The following is a 19,324-nucleotide window of genomic DNA, read 5'->3' as shown; positions in this document are numbered from 1 at the left end:
GCGCCCGCCTCGGCCCGCGATCCGTTGGGGAGCGGATCGCGGGCCGCTCGGCGTATACCGTTGCCCTATGACTTCCGGTTTTGAGACTCTGGCGATCCACGCAGGTCAGGAGCCTGACCCGCTGACCGGCGCGGTCGTGCCGCCGATATACGCGACGTCCACCTACAAGCAGGACGGCGTCGGCGGCCTGCGCTCCGGCTACGAGTACAGCCGCTCGGCCAATCCCACCAGGACCGCGCTCGAAGAGGCGCTGGCGGCGGTGGAGGGCGGCACGCGCGGGCTGGCGTTCGCCTCCGGCCTGGCCGCCGAGGACACCATCCTGCGGGCGCTCTGCGCGCCGCAGGACCACGTCGTCATCCCGAACGACGCGTACGGCGGCACGTACCGGCTGTTCGCGCGGGTGAACCAGCGCTGGGACCTGCACTACGACCCGGTTCCGCTCGGCGACCTCGACGCGGTGGCCGCGGCCATGACGCAGAAGACGCGGATCGTCTGGGTCGAGACGCCCACCAACCCGCTGCTCGGCATCGCCGACATCGCCGCCCTCGCCCAGCTCGCGCACGACAACGGCGCGCTCCTGGTGGTCGACAACACCTTCGCCTCGCCGTACCTCCAGCAGCCCCTCTCCCTGGGCGCGGACATCGTCGTGCACTCGACCACCAAGTACGTCGGCGGGCACTCCGACGTGGTCGGCGGCGCGCTGATCACGGCCGACCAGACGATCGGCGACGAGCTGACCTACCACCAGAACGCGATGGGCGGGGTCGCCGGGCCGTTCGACGCCTGGCTGACGCTGCGCGGGCTCAAGACGCTCGGCGTGCGGATGGACCGCCACTGCGACAACGCCGAGCGGGTCGTCGACCTGCTGCTCGCTCACCCGCGCGTGACCGAGGTGCTCTACCCGGGGCTCGCCGAGCACCCCGGGCACGAGGTGGCGGCCAAGCAGATGAAGCGGTTCGGGGGCATGGTGTCGTTCCGCGTGGCGGGCGGCGAGCCCGAGGCCGTGGCGGTCTGCGACAGGGCCAGGCTGTTCACGCTCGGCGAGTCGCTCGGCGGGGTCGAGTCGCTCATCGAGCACCCGGGCAGGATGACGCACGCCTCGGCGGCGGGGTCGCCGCTGGAGGTGGCCGGGGACCTGGTGCGGCTGTCGGTCGGCATCGAGACGATCGACGACCTGCTCGCCGACCTCACCCAGGCGCTCGGCTAGCCGCCTTCCTCCGGGAAGGCCGGGCGGGTTCTTCCGGGGAAGGTCAGGTGGGCTCTTCCGGGAAGGGTCAGGTGGGGACGACCATCAGGAAGAGGATCACCAGCCAGATCACGGCCAGCAGGCCGCTGATCGCCGCGATCCGCCCGTTCTGCACCTTCGCGTCGTCGTCCGGGGTCTCGGTGTCGAGGACCCGGACGGCCGTGCGCAGGTCGCGGTCGACGATGAACAACAGCACGACGGCCACGATGAACAGGGTCATCGAGGCCGTCATGTACCACCTGCCGAGGACGCCGCCCCCTATCGACATGCCGACCGCCAGTCCGAAGATCAGCACGCCCAGCGTGCCGATGCTGTAGATCCTGGTGGTCCGGGCGATGTTGTGCAGGACGGGCACGTTCTTGGCGCGGATGGCCCGGGGAGCCGCCATGGTGACCGCGGTGACCGGGCCCACCGTGAAGATCGCGAAGCCGATGTGCAGCCAGAGAAGCAGGGTCGACATGCGAAGGAGACTAGTCCCCGACGATCTCAGTCGGGGACTCGACACCCTCTTTCACCGCCGACGAGCAGCGCATGATCAGCTCGGTGGCCGCCACGGCGACCACCATCAGCACGATCAGCAGAATCATGGCAATCATGAAGTAGCCCCCCTTCCCCGTGTCGGACGTGAATATCGTCCGTAATGACTAGACGCTCTGGCAACGGAATAAGTTCGGCGCGGGTATGGTTGTTGACCGTCGCTTTTTCCTTACCGTTTGGGCACAGGGGGGTACCGTCCGTGGCCATCAGGCACGTCGAGCCGTACACCGACGAGTGGTTGCGCCAGCCAGTGGGCTATGTGCGGCGCGTCGTCGACGCGCTCGCAGCCGAGGTCACTGATTGGTGGGAGGGCCCCTGTGACCCGCGTGACGTGACCGTCCGCCTCGCCGACGGCACCGCGCTGGTGTGGGACGAGGAGAGCGGCTGGCGCCTGGGCGGCTTCGTCTCCGGCGAACGCGGCGAGCACGCCCAGCTCAGCGAGGTCCGTTACCTCGGCGGCGGCCTCCTGCCCCGCCCGGAGCGCGTTCCCGCCGCCCTTCACGACGCCCGCGCGGGCGTGGGCGCCAGCTCGGCCTGGCGTCCGTGCTACCGGTCGCACCGCAACTGCCGCGACGGGTTCGACGTGGCGCTCGATTTTTACGTCCGTTTCGTGGACGCCTGACCGTACCGCCACAGTACGGAGGCGGCTCGGCCCGTGAATGTGCCGTTTCAGCCGGATCGTCGCCGCCGGAGCCGCTGACGGGCTCTGCCCCGGAACGCGAAATCAGTGCCGGGTGCTCGACGCGGTCACCGAGGGGCCCGCCGGCGGGCCGGTGAGGTGTGCCTGGGCGTACTTGCGGAACGCCGCCACCAGCCGGTTGTTGTCGTCGGCGCGGGTGGCCAGCACGACGTGGCTCGGCTCGACGCCTTCGAGGGGAACCGTGGTGAGGTCGGGGCGGAAGGTCATCATGCCGCCGCCGGCCGGGATGACCGCCACGGCCTGCCCGCTCGCGATCAGCTCGAACTTGTCCTCGACGGCGTGGATGAACGGCCCGTCGGGCGCCGGGCTGCCGTCGGGGCGGGGGTCGATGCGCCAGAAGGCCTCCCAGTCGGGGTCGGCCCCCCGGGGCATGGGCTCGTCGGCGATGTCGTCGAAGGTGACCGACTCCTTGCCTGCCAGGCGGTGATCGACCGGGAGCAGCAGGACGCGGGGCTCGTCGTACAGGACCGTCACGTGCAGCCCGTCCGTGGGGAACGGCAGCCGGGTCACCACCGCGTCCACCCGGTGGTCGAGGAGGGCGCGGCGCGGCTCGTTCCAGCGCAGGTGCTGGGTCCGCACGTCGGCGTCGGGGTGGCGGTGGCGCAGCTCGCGCACGGCAGGGGTGACGATCAGGTTGGCGACGTAGCCGATGGTGACGCGGCTCGGCCGGGCGGCGGCGCGGGCGCGGGTGGTGGCCTGGGCGGCGGAGCGCAGGACCGCCGTGGCGAGCGGGAGGAAGACCTGCCCGGCTTCGGTGAGGTGGCTGCCCTGCGGGGTGCGGTCGATGAGGCGGGCGCCCACCTGCTGTTCGAGGCGGGCGATCTGCCGGCTCAGGGACGACTGGGTGACGTGGAGGGCCTCGGCGGCGCGGCCGAAGTGGCGGTGCTCGGCGAGGACGGTGAAGCACCGTACGAGCCGCAGGTCGAGGTCCGCCGGAGCCGGGGGCGAGTCGGGCATGTCCCCAGCCTAGCCCGTGCCCGGCGCCCCTCAACAGGCCGCTCACCTGTGGTGATGCGTGAAACGCGATGCGTCTTGCGGAACAATCATTGGACTTCGGGTGCTCCCGCGACGCAGGGTGGAAGCACCGGCCGAACGTGTCAGGGCTGCTCTCGGCCCCGTCGGCACGGTGCTCGGTTCTCTTCGCCTGCTGTGTTGAAGGAGTGCATCCGCATGCGTGTGTTCGTCACGGGCGCGACCGGACTGGTCGGTAGCGCCGTCACCCGTGAGCTGCTCGGCGCCGGGCATCAGGTGCTCGGGCTCGCGCGTTCCGACAAGGCCGCGGCCTCGCTGGCCGCCATCGGCGCCGAGGCGCACCACGGCGCCCTCGACGACCTGGACAGCCTGCGCGACGGCGCGGACGCGGCCGACGGCGTCATCCACACCGCGTTCATCCACGACTTCTCCAACTTCGAGGCCGCCGCCCAGACGGATCGGCGTGCCATCGAGACGCTCGGCGAGACGCTCGCGGGATCCGATCGGCCCCTCGTCATCACCTCCGGGACCGCCGGTCTCGCGCCCGGCCGCGTCGCCACGGAGGACACCGTGCCCGACCACCGGTCGGTGCGCAGCCCCCGGCAGGACACCGAGGCGGTGGCGCTGTCGTTCGCCGAGCGGGGCGTGCGCGTCTCCTTGGTACGGCTGCCGCCGTCGGTGCACAGCGACGCCGACAAGCATGGGTTCGTCCCGATCCTGATCGGCGTCGCCCGCCGGAAGGGCGTCTCGGCCTACGTGGGCGACGGCGCCAACCGCTGGTCCGCCGTGCACCAGCTCGACGCCGCGCACCTGTACAGGCTGGCCCTGGAGAAGGCGCCCGCGGGCGCCCGCCTGCACGGGATCGGCGACGAGGGCGTGCCCGCGCGGGACATCGCCGGGGCCATCGGCCGTCATCTGGGGCTGCCGGTGACCTCCGTCGCCCCGGAGGAGGCGGCGGGCCATTTCGGCTTCCTCGGCGGCTTCTTCTCGCTGGACATCCCGGCGTCGAGCGCATTGACCCAGGAGCGGCTGGACTGGCGGCCCGTACGGGCGGGGCTCATCGAGGACCTCGACAAGGGCCACTACTTCACCGACTAGGGAGACCTCCACGGGAGCACCGTGATCGACGCGGCCCGGCGGGCGCCCGGACCGGCCTCACCCGGCTCAGAGGTCTCTCCGGAGGGAGGACAGTCCCCACAGCTCGGCGACGCGCCCCTCGCGTACCCGGAAGATCTCCAGCATCGCCGGCTCCTGGCCCGGCACACCCCGCACGCTCGTACGGACCGCGGCCGTGTCGTCCTCGACCACCATGTCCTCCACGACCACCTCGGCGTCCGGGAACCGCTCGTGGAAGCGCCGCCACGACCGGCTGACGCTCTCCGGCCCGGTGGTGCCCATCGGGTGGCTGTAGAAGTCGGCCGTGAAGAGAGGTGCTGGGCGGCGGCGTGGTCGTGGGCGTTGAACGCCGCGTACACGCGTGAGGCGGCTGCCCGTACGTCGTCGGTCATCGGTTCTCCTGTTCGTGGACGTTCGCGCGGACCAGCCGCAGCACGCGCAGCGTGATCTCCTGGTCGCCGGCGGAGACGCCGTCGAGCAGCCGCACCGACGCCGTGTTGCCCTCGAACGGGTCGGCGTACAGCGGGCGCGTCTTCTCCAGCTCCAGGAAGAGCCCGAGCGCCCGGGTGCCCACCCCGCGCCCCCAGAAGGCGCGGCCGAGCCAGTAGCCGAGGAAGCGGCGGTCGCCCCCCACCACCTCATGAGGTTTCCGGCCGTCGAGCCGTCGGCCACGACCGCCTGGACGAGGCAGGCCGGGCCGTCGAGGATCTGCGTGCGCCAGTGCCGCAGGAACGCCGCCACCGACAGTTCAGCGGGCCCGGCGCACCCGCAGGAAGTCGCTGACGACGTACTCGCCGAGGCGTTCGGCGTCGGGGGAGAAGACCCGGCCGCCGTTGCGGCGCGCCACCTCGTCCACGAACTCCTTCAGCCGCTCGTCGGCGGCCAGCATGAAGATGTTGATCGTCGCCCGCCGCCGGGTCATCTTGTCGACCTCGGCCAGCGTCAGCTCCAGCGTCTCGGGGGAGGGCGGCCACTCGAACGCCGAGCGGCCGTTGCGCATCAGGTGGGCGGTCGGCTCGCCGTCCGTCACCACGAGGACGACCGGCTCGAAGTCCGGGTGGCGGTCCAGGTGGCGGCCGGCGATGAGGAGGGCGTGGTGCAGGTTCGTGCCCTGGACCATGTCCCAGTCGAGGCCGGCCAGCTCGTCCGGCTGCAGCACCCGGGCGTAGTTGGAGAAGCCGATGATCTGCACCGCGTCCTGCGGGAACTTGGAGGCGACCAGCGCCTGCAGGGCCAGCGCGGTCTGCTTGGCGGCGGCCCAGGTGCCGCGCAGGGCCATCGAGTACGACAGGTCCACCAGCAGGCAGACGGCCGCCGCGCTGCGCCGCTCGGTCTCGGCCACCTCGAAGTCGTCCACGGACAGCTTGACGCCGTTGGCGGAGGCTCCGCCGTTGCGCACGCCGTTGACGAGCGTGCGTACGACGTCGATCGGCTGCTCGTCGCCGAAGCGCCAGGGACGGGACGAACCGGTCAGCTCACCGGCCGAGCCCGCGTCGTGCTGGTCGTGGTCGCCGCGGCGGCCCGCGTCGAGCGAGGCGAAGACGCGCCGCAGCGCGGTCTCGCCGAGCCGCCGCACGGCCTTGGGGGTCAGCTCCAGTTTGCCGCGGCGGCGCAGCAGGTAGCCCTGCTCCTCCAGCTCGCGTTCGATGCGCTTGAGCGCCTCCAGGTCGTCGACGGCGGAACGGCCGAGCGCGCGGCGGACGGCGGCCTCGTCGATGTCGTCGAGCCGGGCGCCCGGGTAGTCCTGGCGCAGCGCGGTCTCCAGCTGGGTGAGGTCGGCCAGCTCCTCCAGCGCGGTGACGGCGTCGCCCATGCCCAGGGGCTCCTCGCCGGTCATCCGCTCGGGGGTGTCCCAGGCCAGGTCGGGCCGGCGGGAGTGGAGCGCCTCACCGAGCCTGCGCATCTGGTCGGACAGGCCCGCCTGGTCGAGCGTCTGGTTGATCAGGCCGGCCAGCTCCTCGCGCTGGCTCGGGCTCATCGAGGCGAGCATGCGCTGGGTGGCGGCGGCCCGCCTGGCCAGCATGTCGATCAGCTCTTCCAGGTTGCGCGGCTGCTCGGGGAACATGTCCCCGTACTCGTTCATGAACGCGTCGAAGTCGGCCTGGGTGTGCTCGCCCCGGGAGTCCTTGTCGAGCATGTCGTTCAGGTCCGACATCATCTGCCGGACGCGTTCCATGGCGGCGGGGTCGGGGTTGGACAGGGCGTCGCGCAGCCCCCTGAACTGGCTGTCGAGCACCTCGCGGCGCAGCAGGTCGCGCAGCTCCTCGAAGGTCTGCCTGGCCGCGGCCGAGCGCCACTCGTACGAGCTGAGCTGCTGGATCGCGCCGGCGGTGTCGTCGGGCAGGGTGTCGAGCTCGCTCTCGCGCAGCCGCGCGTCGTCGGACGGGTCGGGGAACAGCTCGGCCCGCTCCTGGCCGATGGCCTTGTCGAGGAGCGCGCGCGCCCTCTCCAGGGTGCCGTCGAGCCGGCCGCTCTCCCGCAGGTCCCTGCGCCGCCGCCGTACCTCTCTGAGCATGTCGTCGAGGCCCCGGCGGTCCTGCGCGCCGGGCAGCCCGCGCTTGAGCAGGTCACGCAGGGCGTGTACGGGGGTGGAGCCGGACAGGATGGCATCGCCCATCTCGTCGAGCGCCGCGCGCACGTCGTACGGCGGGGCGAGGGGGTCGGGACCATCGTGGTACTCGCCATAGCGGTAGGCCATCACGAACCCACGCTAACCCGAGAAAGGGACCTACGCGTCCCCGAAGACCTCCCACACGTCGTGCACCTGGTTGACGTCGGGCGTGTAGTCGAGCTTGACCAGCACCGGATGCCGCACGTTCTTGAGCGCCGCGGTCAGGTGGACGTTGCGGCACGTCTTCTTGCCGAGGCCGTTCCTGTCGGCGTTGACCGGCCTGCCGGACAGCCAGCCGTCGCCGCAGCCCTTGGTGGTCCGGTGGAAGGTCGTCACCCACGTGTAGCCGAGCTTGATTTTCGTGCCCTGGCCGGTGAACAGGAGCGTGGAGTCGTCGATCCGCTTGATCGTGCCGCGGACGCTGCGGGTCCTGGGCGTGTTCGCGAACAGCTCGCTGACCTTGACGGCCTTGGAGCCGCGGTACTCCACGCGCACCGAGGTGGGGGACTGGTCGAGGGTGAAGGACAGGTCGCGCGGCTTGCAGGCGGTGGTGCCCAGGCCCTTGCGGTCCACGGCGACGCGGCCCTCGGTCTCCTTCAGGTCGCAGGCCACGGTCACCCGCCGGTAGGCGGCCTTGGAGTAGTCGAGCCGCAGCTCCTTGGCGCCCCGTATGGGATGGAACGTGTAGTGCGGTCTGCGGTACGCGGCCGTCATGGGCGTGATGCGCAGCTCGGTGCCGCCGACGCGCCACGCCCAGCCGTAGGCGACCTTGGTGGTGGAGGCGTCGGCCGGCACGGCGAAGGCGGACAGAGCCAGAACAGCGGTGCCTATCAGTACGGAACGCATGGGCGGTCTCCCCCGAGAAGTCGTGATCAACTGTCACGTGAGACGCGGGAAACCGCCCGAATGTTCACGTCCGGTAGACCGCGACCCCGTCCATGTCCTCCTTGGACAGGCGGCGCATGAGGTACAGGCCCTCCAGCGCGAACTCCAGGGCCGCCGCGGCGTGCCCGGGGGACTCCTCGCCGGCGCCCATCCCCAGCCGGGACATGATCTTCGCCAGCCCGCTCACCGGCCCGATGCGGCGCAGCAGCTCGGCCGCCGGGATCAGCTCGCCCGACTCCACCTGGGTGCCCTCGGCGAACTTGTCGGTCAGCGGCGACAGGTCCTGGCCGCCGATCCTGCTCCTGAACGTCTCGGCCGTGGCCCGGCGCAGCAGGTGGGCCAGGATCTCGGTCTCCCTGCCCTCCTCGCTGACCTCGAACTCCACCTTGCCGCGCAGGCTGTGCACGACGCTGGCCAGGTCGCAGACGCGGGTGACGGCCTGCTCCTCGCCGGTGATCGCCGCCCTGCGCACGGCCGAGGCCGCGGCGGTCTCGGCGGCCGCGATGGAGAAGCGCGCCGACACGCCGGAGCGGGCGTCGACCGCCGTGGACTCGCGGACGAGCCGGGTGAAGCGGGCGATCACCTCGACCAGGTGCTCGGGGATGTCGGCGCCGATGTCCGGCATCGTCTCCTGGCGGATGAGGACCAGCTCGTCCTCGACCGTCAGCGGGTAGTGGGTGCGGATCTCGGCGCCGAAGCGGTCCTTCAGCGGGGTGATGATCCTGCCCCGGTTGGTGTAGTCCTCGGGGTTGGCGCTGGCGATGAGCAGGACGTCGAGCGGCAGGCGCAGGTTGTAGCCGCGCACCTGGATGTCGCGCTCCTCCAGCACGTTCAGCAGCGACACCTGGATGCGCTCGGCCAGGTCCGGCAGCTCGTTGACCGAGAACACGCCGCGGTTGGTGCGCGGCACCAGCCCGTAGTGGACGGTCTCCGGGTCGCCGAGCGTGCGGCCTTCGGCGATCTTGATCGGGTCGACGTCGCCGATCAGGTCGCCGACCGAGGTGTCGGGCGTCGCCAGCTTCTCGCCGTAACGCTCGTCGCGGTGCTTCCACGCCACGGGCAGCTCGTCGCCCAGCTCGCGCGCGAGGCGGACGCAGCGCGTGCAGACCGGCGCGTACGGGTGGTCGTTGATCTCGCACCCGTCGACCACCGGCGTCCACTCGTCGAGCAGGCCGGTGATGGTGCGGATGAGCCGGGTCTTGCCCTGACCTCGCTCACCCAGCAGGACGAGGTCGTGCCCGGCGAGTAGCGCCCGCTCCAAGTGGGGCAGGACGGAGTCGTCGAAGCCCACGATGCCTGGAAAACGGGGCTCACCTGCGCGGAGCTTGGCCAGCAGGTTCTCGCGGACCTCTGCTTTCACGGTGCGATGAACGTGACCGCTCTCTCGCAGCTCGCGGAGATTTAGAGGTTGATGCACGGGAACGAGACTACGTCATGGGACCCCTGCGGCAGACAGTTTCCTCTCCGGCGGAGATTTCGGATCTTGACTATTGCGTGACGGTTCGTGCGCGTGCTTGTTCCTTTAGTGGGGAGAATCCGTTCCTAAGGAACTTCGACCCGCCTGGGAGGCGAGATCCATGGCTGTGATGACGAGCCGGTTCGCCGATGGCCTCGCCCTGGGTGACGACCTCATGGAGGCCGCCGAACGCGCGGTCGGCCAAGCCCTGTCGAGACTGAGCGGCCAGGCGGACCTGGTGTGCTTCTTCATCTGCGGCGACGACCCCGACGACGTCGCCAGGGCCGGGGAGCGCGCGATGCGGATGGCGCCCGAGGCCCACGTGATCGGCTGCAGCGCCACCGGCGTGATCGGCGACGGGCAGGGGGTCGAGCTGACGTCCGCGGTGAGCGCGTGGGCGGCGACGCTGGACGGGGCCGAGCTGACCACGTTCGCGCTGGAGACGCTGACCGCCGAGGACCGGTTCGTGGTGGTCGGGCTGCCCGAGCGCACCACCGAGGACCACGTCGCCATCCTGCTGGCCGACCCGTACACCTTCCCCACCGACGCGTTCGTGGAGAAGTCCGTGGAGGTCCTGGGCGACCTGCCGCTGATCGGCGGGCTGGCCAACGGGATGCAGGGACGGGGGTCCGTACGGCTCTTCGCCGACGGCGAGATCTACAGCGAGGGCGCCATCGGCGTGCTGCTGAGCGGCGCCGTACGGGTGAGCACGGTGGTCAGCCAGGGCTGCCGCCCGATCGGCCCCAGCATGGTCGTCACCCGCGCCGAGGAGAACCTGCTGCTGGAACTGGCGGGGCAACCGGCGCTGGGCCGGCTGGAGGACATCGTCAGCGACCTGGACGAGGACGACCGCGAGCTGGTCGCCTCCGGGCTGCAGATCGGCGTGGCCATGGACGAGTACGCCGAGCGGCACGAGCGCGGCGACTTCCTGATCAGGGGCGTCATCGGGATCGACCCCGAACGTGAGGCCGTGGCCATCGGGGACATCGTGGAGGTGGGGCGTACTGTCCGCTTCCAGGTGCGGGACGCGGCCACCGCCGACGAGGACCTGTACGACGTGCTCGACGCGCACCGGGAGGAACTGGGGCGGATCGACGGGGCGCTGCTGTTCTCGTGCAACGGGCGCGGGTCGGCGATGTTCGGCACCGCCGACCACGATCCGGTGGCGCTGCGGGACACGCTGGGGCCGATCGGGGTGGCGGGGTTCTTCTCGGCGGGCGAGGTGGGGCCGGTCGGGGGACAGAACCACGTGCACGGGTTCACGGCCTCGGTGCTGGTCTTCTCGACGCCCGGTGGTTCCTGACGGGGCGCGCTTGCTGGTCAGGCCGGTTTGACCGGCTGGAACAGCCAGGCGTCGAACAGCGGCTTCAGGTCCTTGCCCGACAGCTTCTCCGCCAGCGCGACGAACTCGTCCGTCGTGACGCTGCCGTACTTGTGGTCCGAGGTCCACGTCTTGATCAGCTGGAAGAACGTGTCGTCGCCGATCGCCTTGCGCAGGGCGTGGAGCGTCATGCCGCCCCGCGTGTAGACCGACTCGTTGAACAGGTCGCGCGGCTGCGCGCGTCCCGGGGGATATTTCCAGATCGGGTCGGTCGCCGCGCGGGCGCGGTAGGTCTCGAAGAGCTTGTCGGCGGTGTTCGTGCCCTTGTGCTCGGCCCACAGCCACTCGGCGTAGGTGGCGAAGCCCTCGTTGAGCCACAGGTCGCGCCACTGCTTGATGCTCACGCTGTCGCCGAACCACTGGTGGGCCAGCTCGTGGGCGATGATGCTCTCGTCGGGGTTGAAGCCGCCGTACAGGGGCTTGGTCTGGTTCTCCAGCGCGTACCCGGCGGAGAAGTCGTCGATCACGCCGCCCGTCGAGGAGAACGGGTACGGGCCGAAGATCTTGCTCCAGTAGTCGGTGACCTCACCCGACACGGTGTAGAGGCTGTCGAGGGAGCCGCGGAACTTCGGGTCGACCGCCGCGAAGCTGGCGATCCCGCCGGAGGTGCGGCCCTTGCGCACCTCGAACCTGCCGATCGTGGCCGTCGCGAGGTAGGTCACCATGGGGTGCTTCTCGCGCCAGTGGTAGGTGGTCTTCCCGCCCGCGGTGGCGGGCTCGCCGACCTGCTCGCCGTTGGACAGGGCGGTCACGCCCTCGGGCACGGTGATCGTGACGTCGAACGCCGCCTTGTCCGCGGGGTGGTCGTTGGCCGGGAACCAGGTCTTGGCGCCGTTGGGCTCGCAGGCCACGAAGGCGCCGTCGGCGGTCGGGATGAAGCCGTACGTGCCGAGGTTGGAGGAGTCCTTCACCGGCGTCGGGATCCCGGCGTAGCTCACCTTGACGGTGAAGCCGGCGTCCTTGGCGAGCGGCGTGGCGGGCAGCACGCTCAGCTCCGAGCCGGTACGCGAGAAGACGGCCTTCTCGTCGTCGACCACGACGTCGCTCACCTTGTAGCCGGCCAGGTCGAGGTTGAAGCGGGACAGTTGCTGGGTGGCCTTCGCCTCGATCGTCGCCACGCCGTCGAGCTGCTTGCTGCTCGGCGTGTAGCCGATCCGCAGGTCGTAGTGGGTGACGTCGTAGCCGCCGTTGCCGTCAGTGGGGAAGTCGGGGTCGCCGATGCCCGGCGCCCCGATGTCGCCGCCGGAGGGCGGCCCGCCCGAGGTGGAGCCGCCCGAGGGGCTCTCCGATGCGGAGCCGCTGGGAGTGGGCGCCATCGCCCCGTCGGAGGGGGCGCAGGCGAGCATGCTGAACAGCGCCAGCAGCGGGGCGGCCAAGCGCCGTTCGAACCCCATAGGCCTGCGCTCTTCCCTTCGAGGTGTGGAGGTCGGAACCCCACCCTAGGTCGAGCGCGCCGCCCGCGGAGGCACAACAACCCAGACAGGTGATCCCTCCAAATGGGGATCACCTGTACTACGTCAGGACAAACTAAAGGTTGCCCCTTCGTTCCTGCTCGCGCTCGATGGCCTCGAACAGCGCCTTGAAGTTGCCCTTGCCGAAGCCGAGCGAGCCGTGCCGTTCGATGAGCTCGAAGAACACCGTGGGACGGTCCTGCACCGGCTTGGTGAAGATCTGCAGCAGGTAGCCGTCCTCGTCGCGGTCGACCAGGATCTTGCGCTTCTTCAGCTCCTCGATCGGCGCCCGCACGTTGCCGATGCGCGAGCGCAGCTCGGGGTCGTCGTAGTAGGAGTCGGGGGTGTCCAGGAAGGCGACGCCGGCCGCGCGCATGTGGTCGACCGTGGTCAGGATGTCGTTGGTGGCCAGCGCGATGTGCTGCACGCCGGGGCCGCGGTAGAACTCCAGGTACTCGTCGATCTGCGACTTCTTGCGGCTGATCGCGGGCTCGTTGAGCGGGAACTTCACCTTGCGCGTCCCGTCGGCCACGACCTTGGACATCAGCGCCGAGTACTCGGTGGCGATGTCGTCGCCGATGAACTCCGCCATGTTCGTGAAGCCCATGACATTGCGGTAGAAGTCCACCCACTCGTCCATCCGGCCGAGCTCGACGTTGCCCACGCAGTGGTCCACGGCCTGGAACAGCCGCCCGTTCTTGGTGCCGGGCGGGGCGACGAGCGGCTCGGCGGGCGCGTAGCCGGGCAGATAGACGCCGCCGTAGTTGGACCTGTCGACCAGCGTGTGGCGCGTCTCGCCGTACGTGGCGATCGCCGCCAGCACGACCTTGCCGTGCTCGTCCTCCATCGTGTACGGCTCCGCCAGCCCCTGAGCCCCCTGGCCGACGGCATGCCGGTAGGCGGCCTCCACGTCGGGCACCTCGATGGCCAGGTCGATCACCCCGTCACCGTGCTCGGCAACGTGGCGGGCCATGTCGGTCCCCGGCCGGATCGAGGCCCTGAACTCGAACCGGGCGCCACCCGAGGTCAGCACGTAGGCCACCTCGTCGCGGCTGCCGTTCTCGGGCCCGCGGTAGGCCACCAGCCTCATGCCGAACGCGGTCGAGTAGTAGTGCGCGGCCTGCCTGGCGTTGCCCACGGCGAACACCACGGCGTCCATGCCATTAACCGGAAAGACATCATCCATACCATCAACTCTCGTTTCTCCTGGACGAGTTGTGCAACAGTTACTTGTACGAGTGGACAATCTGTACAGCACAACGGCGCGACCACTGGGAGGCCTGTACACCATGACGATCGATCACCTGGACGCCCGGCTGATCGCCCTGCTGGCCGCCGAGCCGCGCCTGGGCGTGCTGGAGTGCTCACGCAGGCTCGGCGTCGCCCGCGGAACCGTGCAGGCCAGGCTCGACCGGCTGGCCGCCAGGGGGGTGATCGCCGGGTTCGGGCCGGACGTCTCGCCGGCGGCGCTCGGCTACGACGTCACCGCGTTCGTCAGCATGGAGATCAGGCAGGTCGCCGGGCACGACCCGGTGGCGCACCGGCTCGCCCACATCCCGGAGGTCCTGGAGATCCACACGATCACCGGCGGCAGCGACCTGATGTGCCGGGTGGTGGCGCGCACGAACGCCGATCTGCAAAGGGTGATCGACCGGATGGTGGAGGTTCAGGGTGTTCTGCGAACCCATTCGATCATCGTTCTGGATACCCCTGTTCCATACCGAGTTCTGCCATTGGTGATGAATGTTTCGCAGCGCGTCACGCGCTAGACGTACGATCCGGAGCAGGGGGGACGAGGCACTCTTCTCGATCGTTTACCCTTGACGTTCGCACAGGTAACGGGGGGTGCACGTGCGAAAAAAGCGGATCATACGGCGGCTATTGATTGTGCTCGGCGCGGGAATCCTCGCGTCCATAGGGCTTTTCGCGATCGCCTGGGCCATGACACCGATCCCGGACAGCACGCAGAAAGACGCCACCGCCCAGGGGTCGGTGATCTATTACCGCGACGGCAAGTCCGTGATCGCCAGGAAGGGCATCGACCGCAAGATCGTGCCGCTGTCCAAGGTGCCGCAGCCCGTGCGCGACGCGGTCATAGCGGCCGAGAACCGCTCCTTCTACGAGGACGGCGGCGTCTCCCTGAAGGGCACCGCGCGGGCCGTGTGGTCCACGGTCAGCGGACAGCAGCTCCAGGGCGGCTCGACCATCACCCAGCAGCTCGTGCGCAACTACTACAGCGGGCTCAGCCAGGAGCGCTCGGTCACCCGCAAGTTCAAGGAGATCATGATCTCCATCAAGGTCGACCAGTCCAGGTCGAAGGACTGGGTCCTTGAGCAGTACCTCAACACGATCTACTTCGGCCGCGGCGCCAACGGCATCGAGGCGGCGGCGCAGGCCTACTTCGGCAAGCACGCCGACAAGCTCACCCTGTCCGAGGGCGCCTACCTGGCCGCGGTGATCCAGCAGCCCAGCCGGTTCGCCGACCCCGAGGGCGCCGACCTCGACGCCGCCAAGGCCCGCTGGCAGGCCGTGGTCGACGCGATGCGCCAGATGGGCACGCTCGACGGCGAGGCGACCTTCCCCGCGCTCAAGTCGCCGAAGAAGCCGTTCGAGCTCAAGGGCCAGGCCCAGTACATGCTCGACCAGGTCACCGCCGAGCTCAACCGGCGCGGCTACACCGACGAGGACATCAGCGGCGGCGGGCTCAAGGTCGTCACGACGTTCGACAAGAAGCTCATGACCGCCGCCGAGAAGGCGGTCAAGGACGTGCTGCCCGAGTCCACGCCCAAGAAGGTGCGCACCGGGCTCGCCGCCGTCGACCCGGCCACCGGCGAGGTCGTCGCCTTCTACGGCGGCAAGCCCGACCGCTCCGACTACGACAACGCGTTCTCGGCCAAGGTGATGGCCGGCTCCACGTTCAAGCCGTACACGCTGGCCACCGCGCTCGACAACGGCTTCGACCTGTCCAGCCGGGTCAACGGCAACTCGCCGATGCACGTCGCCTCAGCCTCCATCCCGAACGACAGCGACCGCTCGTACGGGCGGATCAACCTCGTGCGCGCCACCCAGAACTCCGTCAACACCGCGTTCGTGGACCTCGGCCAGAAGGTCGGCCTCGACAAGGTGGCCACCACCGCCGAGAAGGCCGGCATCCCCGAGGCGCAGCTCCAGCAGCACGAGACGGCCGCCACGTTCCCGCTCGGCGTCGCCTCGGTGAGCGCCGTGCAGAACGCCTCCGGCTTCGCCACCTTCGCCAACGAGGGCGTCCACATGGAGGCGCACGTGGTGAAGTCGGTCACCCCGGCCGGCGGCCAGAAGAACGTGATCGAGCCGGCCGCCACCGAGGTGGTCAGCAAGCAGGCCGCCGCCGACACCACGTACGCGATGGAGCAGGTCGTCAAGTACGGCACCGGCACCGCGGCCAGGCTCTACGACCGGCCTGTCGCCGGGAAGACCGGCACCACGGACAAGTCCAAGGCGGTCTGGTTCAACGGCTTCACGCCGCAGCTCGCCGTCGCCGTGGACATGTTCCGCGACGACAACAAGCAGGTCGAGATCCCCGGGTACGGGGTGCAGTTCGGCGGTCAGCTGCCGGCGCAGGTGTGGCGGGCCTTCATGAGCGAGGCCATGGCCGGCAAGCCGGTCGAGGAGTTCCCCGAGCCGTCCGACATCGGGTACGGCTCCGACTGGCGTCAGCCGGTGGACACGCGGCAGGACGAGCCCCAGGAGCGGCGGCCCAGCGACGAGCCGACCCCCTGGTTCACGCCCACGCCCGAGGAGAGCGACCCGACCGCCACCGAGGCACCGCCCACGCGGGACGAGGAGACGCAGGGGCCGCCGGAGAACGACAACGACAGCGAGTCGCCACGCACCGACATCCCGGACGACTCCACCCAGAACTTCGACCAGGACGACGACAGCAACAACGGCCGCGCCCGCTCACCGTCGGGCTAGCCCGTTCCCGCTCCTCAGGGCCGTTCTCGCTCCTCAGGTCCTGTTTCCGCACCTCAGGGCCTGTTCCCGCACTTCGGGCCTGTTCCCGCCCCTCGGGGTCAGAGCCGGGTCAGCTCGTCCCGCAGCTCCTCCGGGGTCGTGACCGGCATGCGGCAGGCGAAGCCCCGGCACACGTAGGCCGCCGGGGCGCCGCCGACCGTCCCGCGCTGCTCCAGCAGGGCGGGTCCGCCCTCGGGCCCGCCGTCGCCGGTCCCCAGGGCCACCACCAGCCCGGGGACGTCGGCCAGCAGCGCCTCACGGTGCAGCGCCCGCGTACGGGGGTCGCCGGGCGGCCCCACGACGGCCACCTCCACGGGTCCGTCGATCGCCGCCCTGGCCACCGCCAGCCCCCACCCCGCGAACCTCGCATGCCCCCTGGCCAGCGTCGACACCGTCCCGAGCGCCGCATAGGCAGCCTCGCGGTGCCGCGCCGAGCCGGTCAGCGCGCCGTAGGACAGCAGCGCGCCCGCCGCCGCGTACTGGCCCGACGGCGTGGCGTTGTCGGTCGGGTCCTGCGGGCGCTGGAACAGCCGCTCGGCGTCGTCGGCCGTGTCGTAGAAGCCGCCCGCGCCGTCGGCGAACCGGTCGAGCACGGTCTCCAGCAGCGTGCCCGCCAGCCGGTGCCAGCGCGTCTCGCCGGTGACGCCGTGCAGCGCGATCAGGCCCTCCGCCAGGTTCGCGTAGTCCTCCAGCACGCCCGCGTTACGCCCCGCCCGGCCGTCGCGCGAGGTGCGCAGCAGCCTGCCGCCGTCCATGTGGACGCGTTCGAGCAGCTCGGCCGCCTGCCGGGCGGCGTCCACGAGGTCCGGCCGGTCGAACACCGTGCCGGCCTCGGCCAGCGCCGCGATCACCAGCCCGTTCCACGAGGCCACGACCTTGTCGTCACGGCCGGGACGCACCCGCCGCTCCCTGGCGGCCAGCAGCCGGGCGCGCACGTCCTCGTACCGTGCCGCGTCCCGCGCATCCGGAGCCGCGTCCTGCGGGTCCGGACCCGCCTCCCGCGCATCCGGGCCCGGGTCGGCGAGCAGTTGCAGCACCGACGTGCCGTGCTCGAACGTCCCCTCCGGGCCGCTCACCTCGAACAACCGCGCCGCCCACGCCCCGTCCTCCGCCCCGAGCACCTCGTCGAGCTGCTCGGGCGTCCAGACGTAGAACCTGCCCTCCTCGCCCTCGCTGTCGGCGTCCAGCGCCGAGGCGAACCCGCCCTCCGCCGTGCGCATCTCGCGCAGCAGCCAGCCGGCCGTCTCCAGCGCCACCCGCTCGGCCAGCGGCTCCCGGCCCGCCTTCCACCAGTGCGTGTAGACGCGCAGCAGCAACGCGTTGTCGTACAGCATCTTCTCGAAGTGCGGCACCACCCAGTCGGAGTCCACGCTGTAACGGGCGAAACCGCCGCCGAGCTGGTCGTACATGCCGCCGCGCGCCATCGCCTCCAGCGTGCGCCCGCTCATCTCCGTCTCCCCGGAGCGCAGCAGGAACTCCAGCGCCATCGACGGCGGGAACTTCGGCGCCCCGCCGAACCCGCCGCGCGCCTTGTCGAACGACTCCCGCAGGTTCCGCACGGCCAGCGCCAGCGCCTCCTCGTCCGGCAGCGGCCCGCTCGGCAGCGTGGTGTGCGCGTTCAGCGCCTCCACGACCTTCGACCCCTGCTGCAGCACCGCCGCCCGGTCGCCCTCCCACGCCTGCCGCACCCCCTGCAGCAGCCGCTGGAACTGCGGACGCGGGAAGTACGTCCCGCAGTAGAACGGATGCCCCTCCGGCGTCGCGAACACCGTCATCGGCCAGCCGCCCTGCTGCGTCATGGCCTGCGTCGCGCTCATGTAGACCGCGTCCACGTCGGGCCGCTCCTCGCGATCCACCTTGACGTTGACGAAGTGCTCGTTCATCAGCCGCGCGGTCTCGGCGTCCTCGAAGCTCTCGTGCGCCATGACGTGGCACCAGTGGCACGCGGAGTAGCCGACGCTGATCAGCAGCGGGACGTCGCGCCGCCGCGCCTCCGCGAACGCCTCCTCACCCCAGGGGTGCCAGTCGACGGGGTTGTCGGCGTGTTGCAGCAGATAGGGGCTCGTCGCGTCGCGCAACCGGTTCATGCCAGCACTCTACGGCGGCCGCTCACCCCCGCCGGGCAGGTGGCAGCACGCGGCAGGGATGTCGTCAGAACAGCACGATACGGGTGAGAACCACTTGCTGGTTCTTTCGGTCGATCCGGTATTCGGCAATGCCGTATCCCTTGGGGATCAGTACCTCTCGCCAGTCCGGATCACTGCCGACCTGCTCGCTGCCGATGAGCCATGGATCTTCACAGAGGGCGACAGTGAGTGCGACCACTGTTGAGAAGGTCTCCGCTGAGACCGACATGTCCGACAGTGTTTCGGAGACGAGCTCGGAAGGCACGACAGGCCATAGATCGCCGTCATCCTCGTTCACTGGCGGGGCGCTCCTGCCGTCGGCGCGTGATCTCGTCCATGGTGGTGGTCGACAGTGTCCCCGTCTCCGCGGCGGCGCGGACACGATCTCGATCGGGATCGGTGTCCAGCATGGCGCGGCCCCACCACGCCGACAGTACTGCGTCGAGTTCCGCGCCTTGCTGTGCTTCCAGCAACTCGGCGAAGAACTGCGCTCGGCGCGCACCGCGCAGGGCGTCGGAGATCCCGCCGATGGTTCGCGGAACTCTGGGTCCTTCCTCACGGACGGGCTGAGCGCTCATCTCCACCGCCTTCCTCGCAACAGAGAATACTGCTAGTTCTTTGACGCGGGACGGGGCGATGCCGGCGATACATCGAGTGGACGGCTGTGATGTGGAGAGGTGCCGAGGAGTGATCACGCTGTCGCCGGCTCTCCTGGGCCACGGACCCTGAGATCACGTCTTGAGGATGCCTCGGTGTGTCGTCCCTCCGTCGCGGAGGTGGGCGAGGCTCGGGGGTCCGGGGGCCGGGAGGCCCCCGGCGAGGGGGGTCGGGGGGGGTGGGCTCCCCCGTG

Annotated in this window: 18 protein-coding genes and 1 pseudogene; 6 read left to right on the top strand and 13 right to left on the bottom strand. The window is 70.4% G+C overall.

The window, feature by feature from the left end:
• Window positions 1-67: 67 nt before the first annotated feature.
• Entirely contained in the window at window positions 68-1,207 is a 1,140-nt protein-coding gene (locus KME77_RS27770) for a cystathionine gamma-synthase (protein ID WP_219471897.1), read from the top strand.
• A 67-nt stretch (window positions 1,208-1,274) separates the two neighbouring features.
• Here the strand turns inward: KME77_RS27770 and KME77_RS27765 are convergent, their stop codons facing one another.
• A complete protein-coding gene (locus KME77_RS27765; protein ID WP_219471896.1) occupies window positions 1,275-1,706 on the bottom strand; it encodes a DUF2269 family protein in 432 nt (143 codons plus the stop codon).
• 10 nt (window positions 1,707-1,716) lie between these two features.
• A complete protein-coding gene (locus KME77_RS30120) occupies window positions 1,717-1,842 on the bottom strand; it encodes a hypothetical protein (protein WP_281424278.1) in 126 nt (41 codons plus the stop codon).
• A 140-nt stretch (window positions 1,843-1,982) separates the two neighbouring features.
• On the opposite strand from KME77_RS30120, the gene KME77_RS27760 reads away from it, so the two are divergent.
• Window positions 1,983-2,405: a DUF6292 family protein gene (locus KME77_RS27760; RefSeq protein ID WP_308250939.1), complete on the top strand. Its 423-nt coding sequence runs from the start codon at window positions 1,983-1,985 to the stop codon at window positions 2,403-2,405.
• A 102-nt stretch (window positions 2,406-2,507) separates the two neighbouring features.
• Here KME77_RS27760 and KME77_RS27755 read toward each other — a convergent pair whose 3' ends face one another.
• On the bottom strand, window positions 2,508-3,440 hold the full coding sequence (locus KME77_RS27755; RefSeq protein ID WP_219471894.1) for a LysR family transcriptional regulator: 933 nt from the start codon (window positions 3,438-3,440) through the stop codon (window positions 2,508-2,510).
• Between the two features lie 213 nt (window positions 3,441-3,653).
• On the opposite strand from KME77_RS27755, the gene KME77_RS27750 reads away from it, so the two are divergent.
• Window positions 3,654-4,553, top strand: a complete 900-nt coding sequence (locus tag KME77_RS27750; protein ID WP_219471893.1) for an SDR family oxidoreductase — start codon at window positions 3,654-3,656, stop codon at window positions 4,551-4,553.
• Between the two features lie 66 nt (window positions 4,554-4,619).
• Here the strand turns inward: KME77_RS27750 and KME77_RS27745 are convergent.
• The 5 genes and pseudogenes from KME77_RS27745 to KME77_RS27725 form a co-directional block, all read right to left on the bottom strand.
• Window positions 4,620-4,871 (bottom strand): annotated as a pseudogene (locus KME77_RS27745) (nuclear transport factor 2 family protein); the annotation flags it as partial.
• Between the two features lie 88 nt (window positions 4,872-4,959).
• Window positions 4,960-5,208, bottom strand: a complete 249-nt coding sequence (locus KME77_RS27740) for a GNAT family N-acetyltransferase (RefSeq protein ID WP_308250938.1) — start codon at window positions 5,206-5,208, stop codon at window positions 4,960-4,962.
• 111 nt (window positions 5,209-5,319) lie between these two features.
• The gene (locus KME77_RS27735) at window positions 5,320-7,269 is read right to left on the bottom strand and encodes a vWA domain-containing protein (RefSeq protein ID WP_219471899.1); all 1,950 of its coding nucleotides are present in this window, start codon (window positions 7,267-7,269) and stop codon (window positions 5,320-5,322) included.
• A 30-nt stretch (window positions 7,270-7,299) separates the two neighbouring features.
• Window positions 7,300-8,028, bottom strand: coding sequence for a hypothetical protein (locus KME77_RS27730; protein ID WP_219471891.1), 729 nt, complete (start codon window positions 8,026-8,028; stop codon window positions 7,300-7,302).
• Window positions 8,029-8,092: 64 nt separating this feature from the next.
• Window positions 8,093-9,484, bottom strand: coding sequence for a sigma 54-interacting transcriptional regulator (locus KME77_RS27725; protein ID WP_219471890.1), 1,392 nt, complete (start codon window positions 9,482-9,484; stop codon window positions 8,093-8,095).
• 169 nt (window positions 9,485-9,653) lie between these two features.
• Here KME77_RS27725 and KME77_RS27720 point away from each other — a divergent pair, with 169 nt between their 5' ends.
• A complete protein-coding gene (locus KME77_RS27720) occupies window positions 9,654-10,826 on the top strand; it encodes an FIST signal transduction protein (RefSeq protein WP_219471898.1) in 1,173 nt (390 codons plus the stop codon).
• Window positions 10,827-10,843: 17 nt separating this feature from the next.
• Here the strand turns inward: KME77_RS27720 and KME77_RS27715 are convergent, their stop codons facing one another.
• Together KME77_RS27715 and hppD are read right to left on the bottom strand one after the other, a co-directional pair.
• A complete protein-coding gene (locus tag KME77_RS27715; protein ID WP_219471889.1) occupies window positions 10,844-12,298 on the bottom strand; it encodes a M1 family metallopeptidase in 1,455 nt (484 codons plus the stop codon).
• A 133-nt stretch (window positions 12,299-12,431) separates the two neighbouring features.
• A complete protein-coding gene (gene hppD, locus KME77_RS27710) occupies window positions 12,432-13,541 on the bottom strand; it encodes a 4-hydroxyphenylpyruvate dioxygenase (RefSeq protein WP_219471888.1) in 1,110 nt (369 codons plus the stop codon).
• A gap of 103 nt (window positions 13,542-13,644) precedes the next feature.
• On the opposite strand from hppD, the gene KME77_RS27705 reads away from it, so the two are divergent.
• Together KME77_RS27705 and KME77_RS27700 are read left to right on the top strand one after the other, a co-directional pair.
• Window positions 13,645-14,124, top strand: coding sequence for an Lrp/AsnC family transcriptional regulator (locus KME77_RS27705; protein WP_219471887.1), 480 nt, complete (start codon window positions 13,645-13,647; stop codon window positions 14,122-14,124).
• 172 nt (window positions 14,125-14,296) lie between these two features.
• A complete protein-coding gene (locus KME77_RS27700) occupies window positions 14,297-16,309 on the top strand; it encodes a transglycosylase domain-containing protein (RefSeq protein WP_219471886.1) in 2,013 nt (670 codons plus the stop codon).
• 98 nt (window positions 16,310-16,407) lie between these two features.
• Here KME77_RS27700 and KME77_RS27695 read toward each other — a convergent pair whose 3' ends face one another.
• From KME77_RS27695 to KME77_RS27685, 3 genes are all read right to left on the bottom strand, one after another.
• The gene (locus tag KME77_RS27695) at window positions 16,408-18,435 is read right to left on the bottom strand and encodes a thioredoxin domain-containing protein (protein ID WP_219471885.1); all 2,028 of its coding nucleotides are present in this window, start codon (window positions 18,433-18,435) and stop codon (window positions 16,408-16,410) included.
• Window positions 18,436-18,499: 64 nt separating this feature from the next.
• A complete protein-coding gene (locus KME77_RS27690) occupies window positions 18,500-18,772 on the bottom strand; it encodes a hypothetical protein (RefSeq protein WP_219471884.1) in 273 nt (90 codons plus the stop codon).
• Window positions 18,759-19,052 (bottom strand): hypothetical protein, encoded by a 294-nt coding sequence (locus tag KME77_RS27685; protein ID WP_219471883.1) that lies wholly within the window; start codon window positions 19,050-19,052, stop codon window positions 18,759-18,761. The genes KME77_RS27690 and KME77_RS27685 overlap by 14 nt, the downstream gene beginning before the upstream one ends.
• Window positions 19,053-19,324 lie beyond the last annotated feature (272 nt).

Source organism: Nonomuraea rhizosphaerae (assembly GCF_019396405.1).
GTDB classification, from domain to species: domain Bacteria; phylum Actinomycetota; class Actinomycetes; order Streptosporangiales; family Streptosporangiaceae; genus Nonomuraea; species Nonomuraea rhizosphaerae.
The sequence above is the reverse complement of the archived record's forward strand: the minus strand, read 5'-3'. Positions and strand labels throughout refer to the sequence as shown.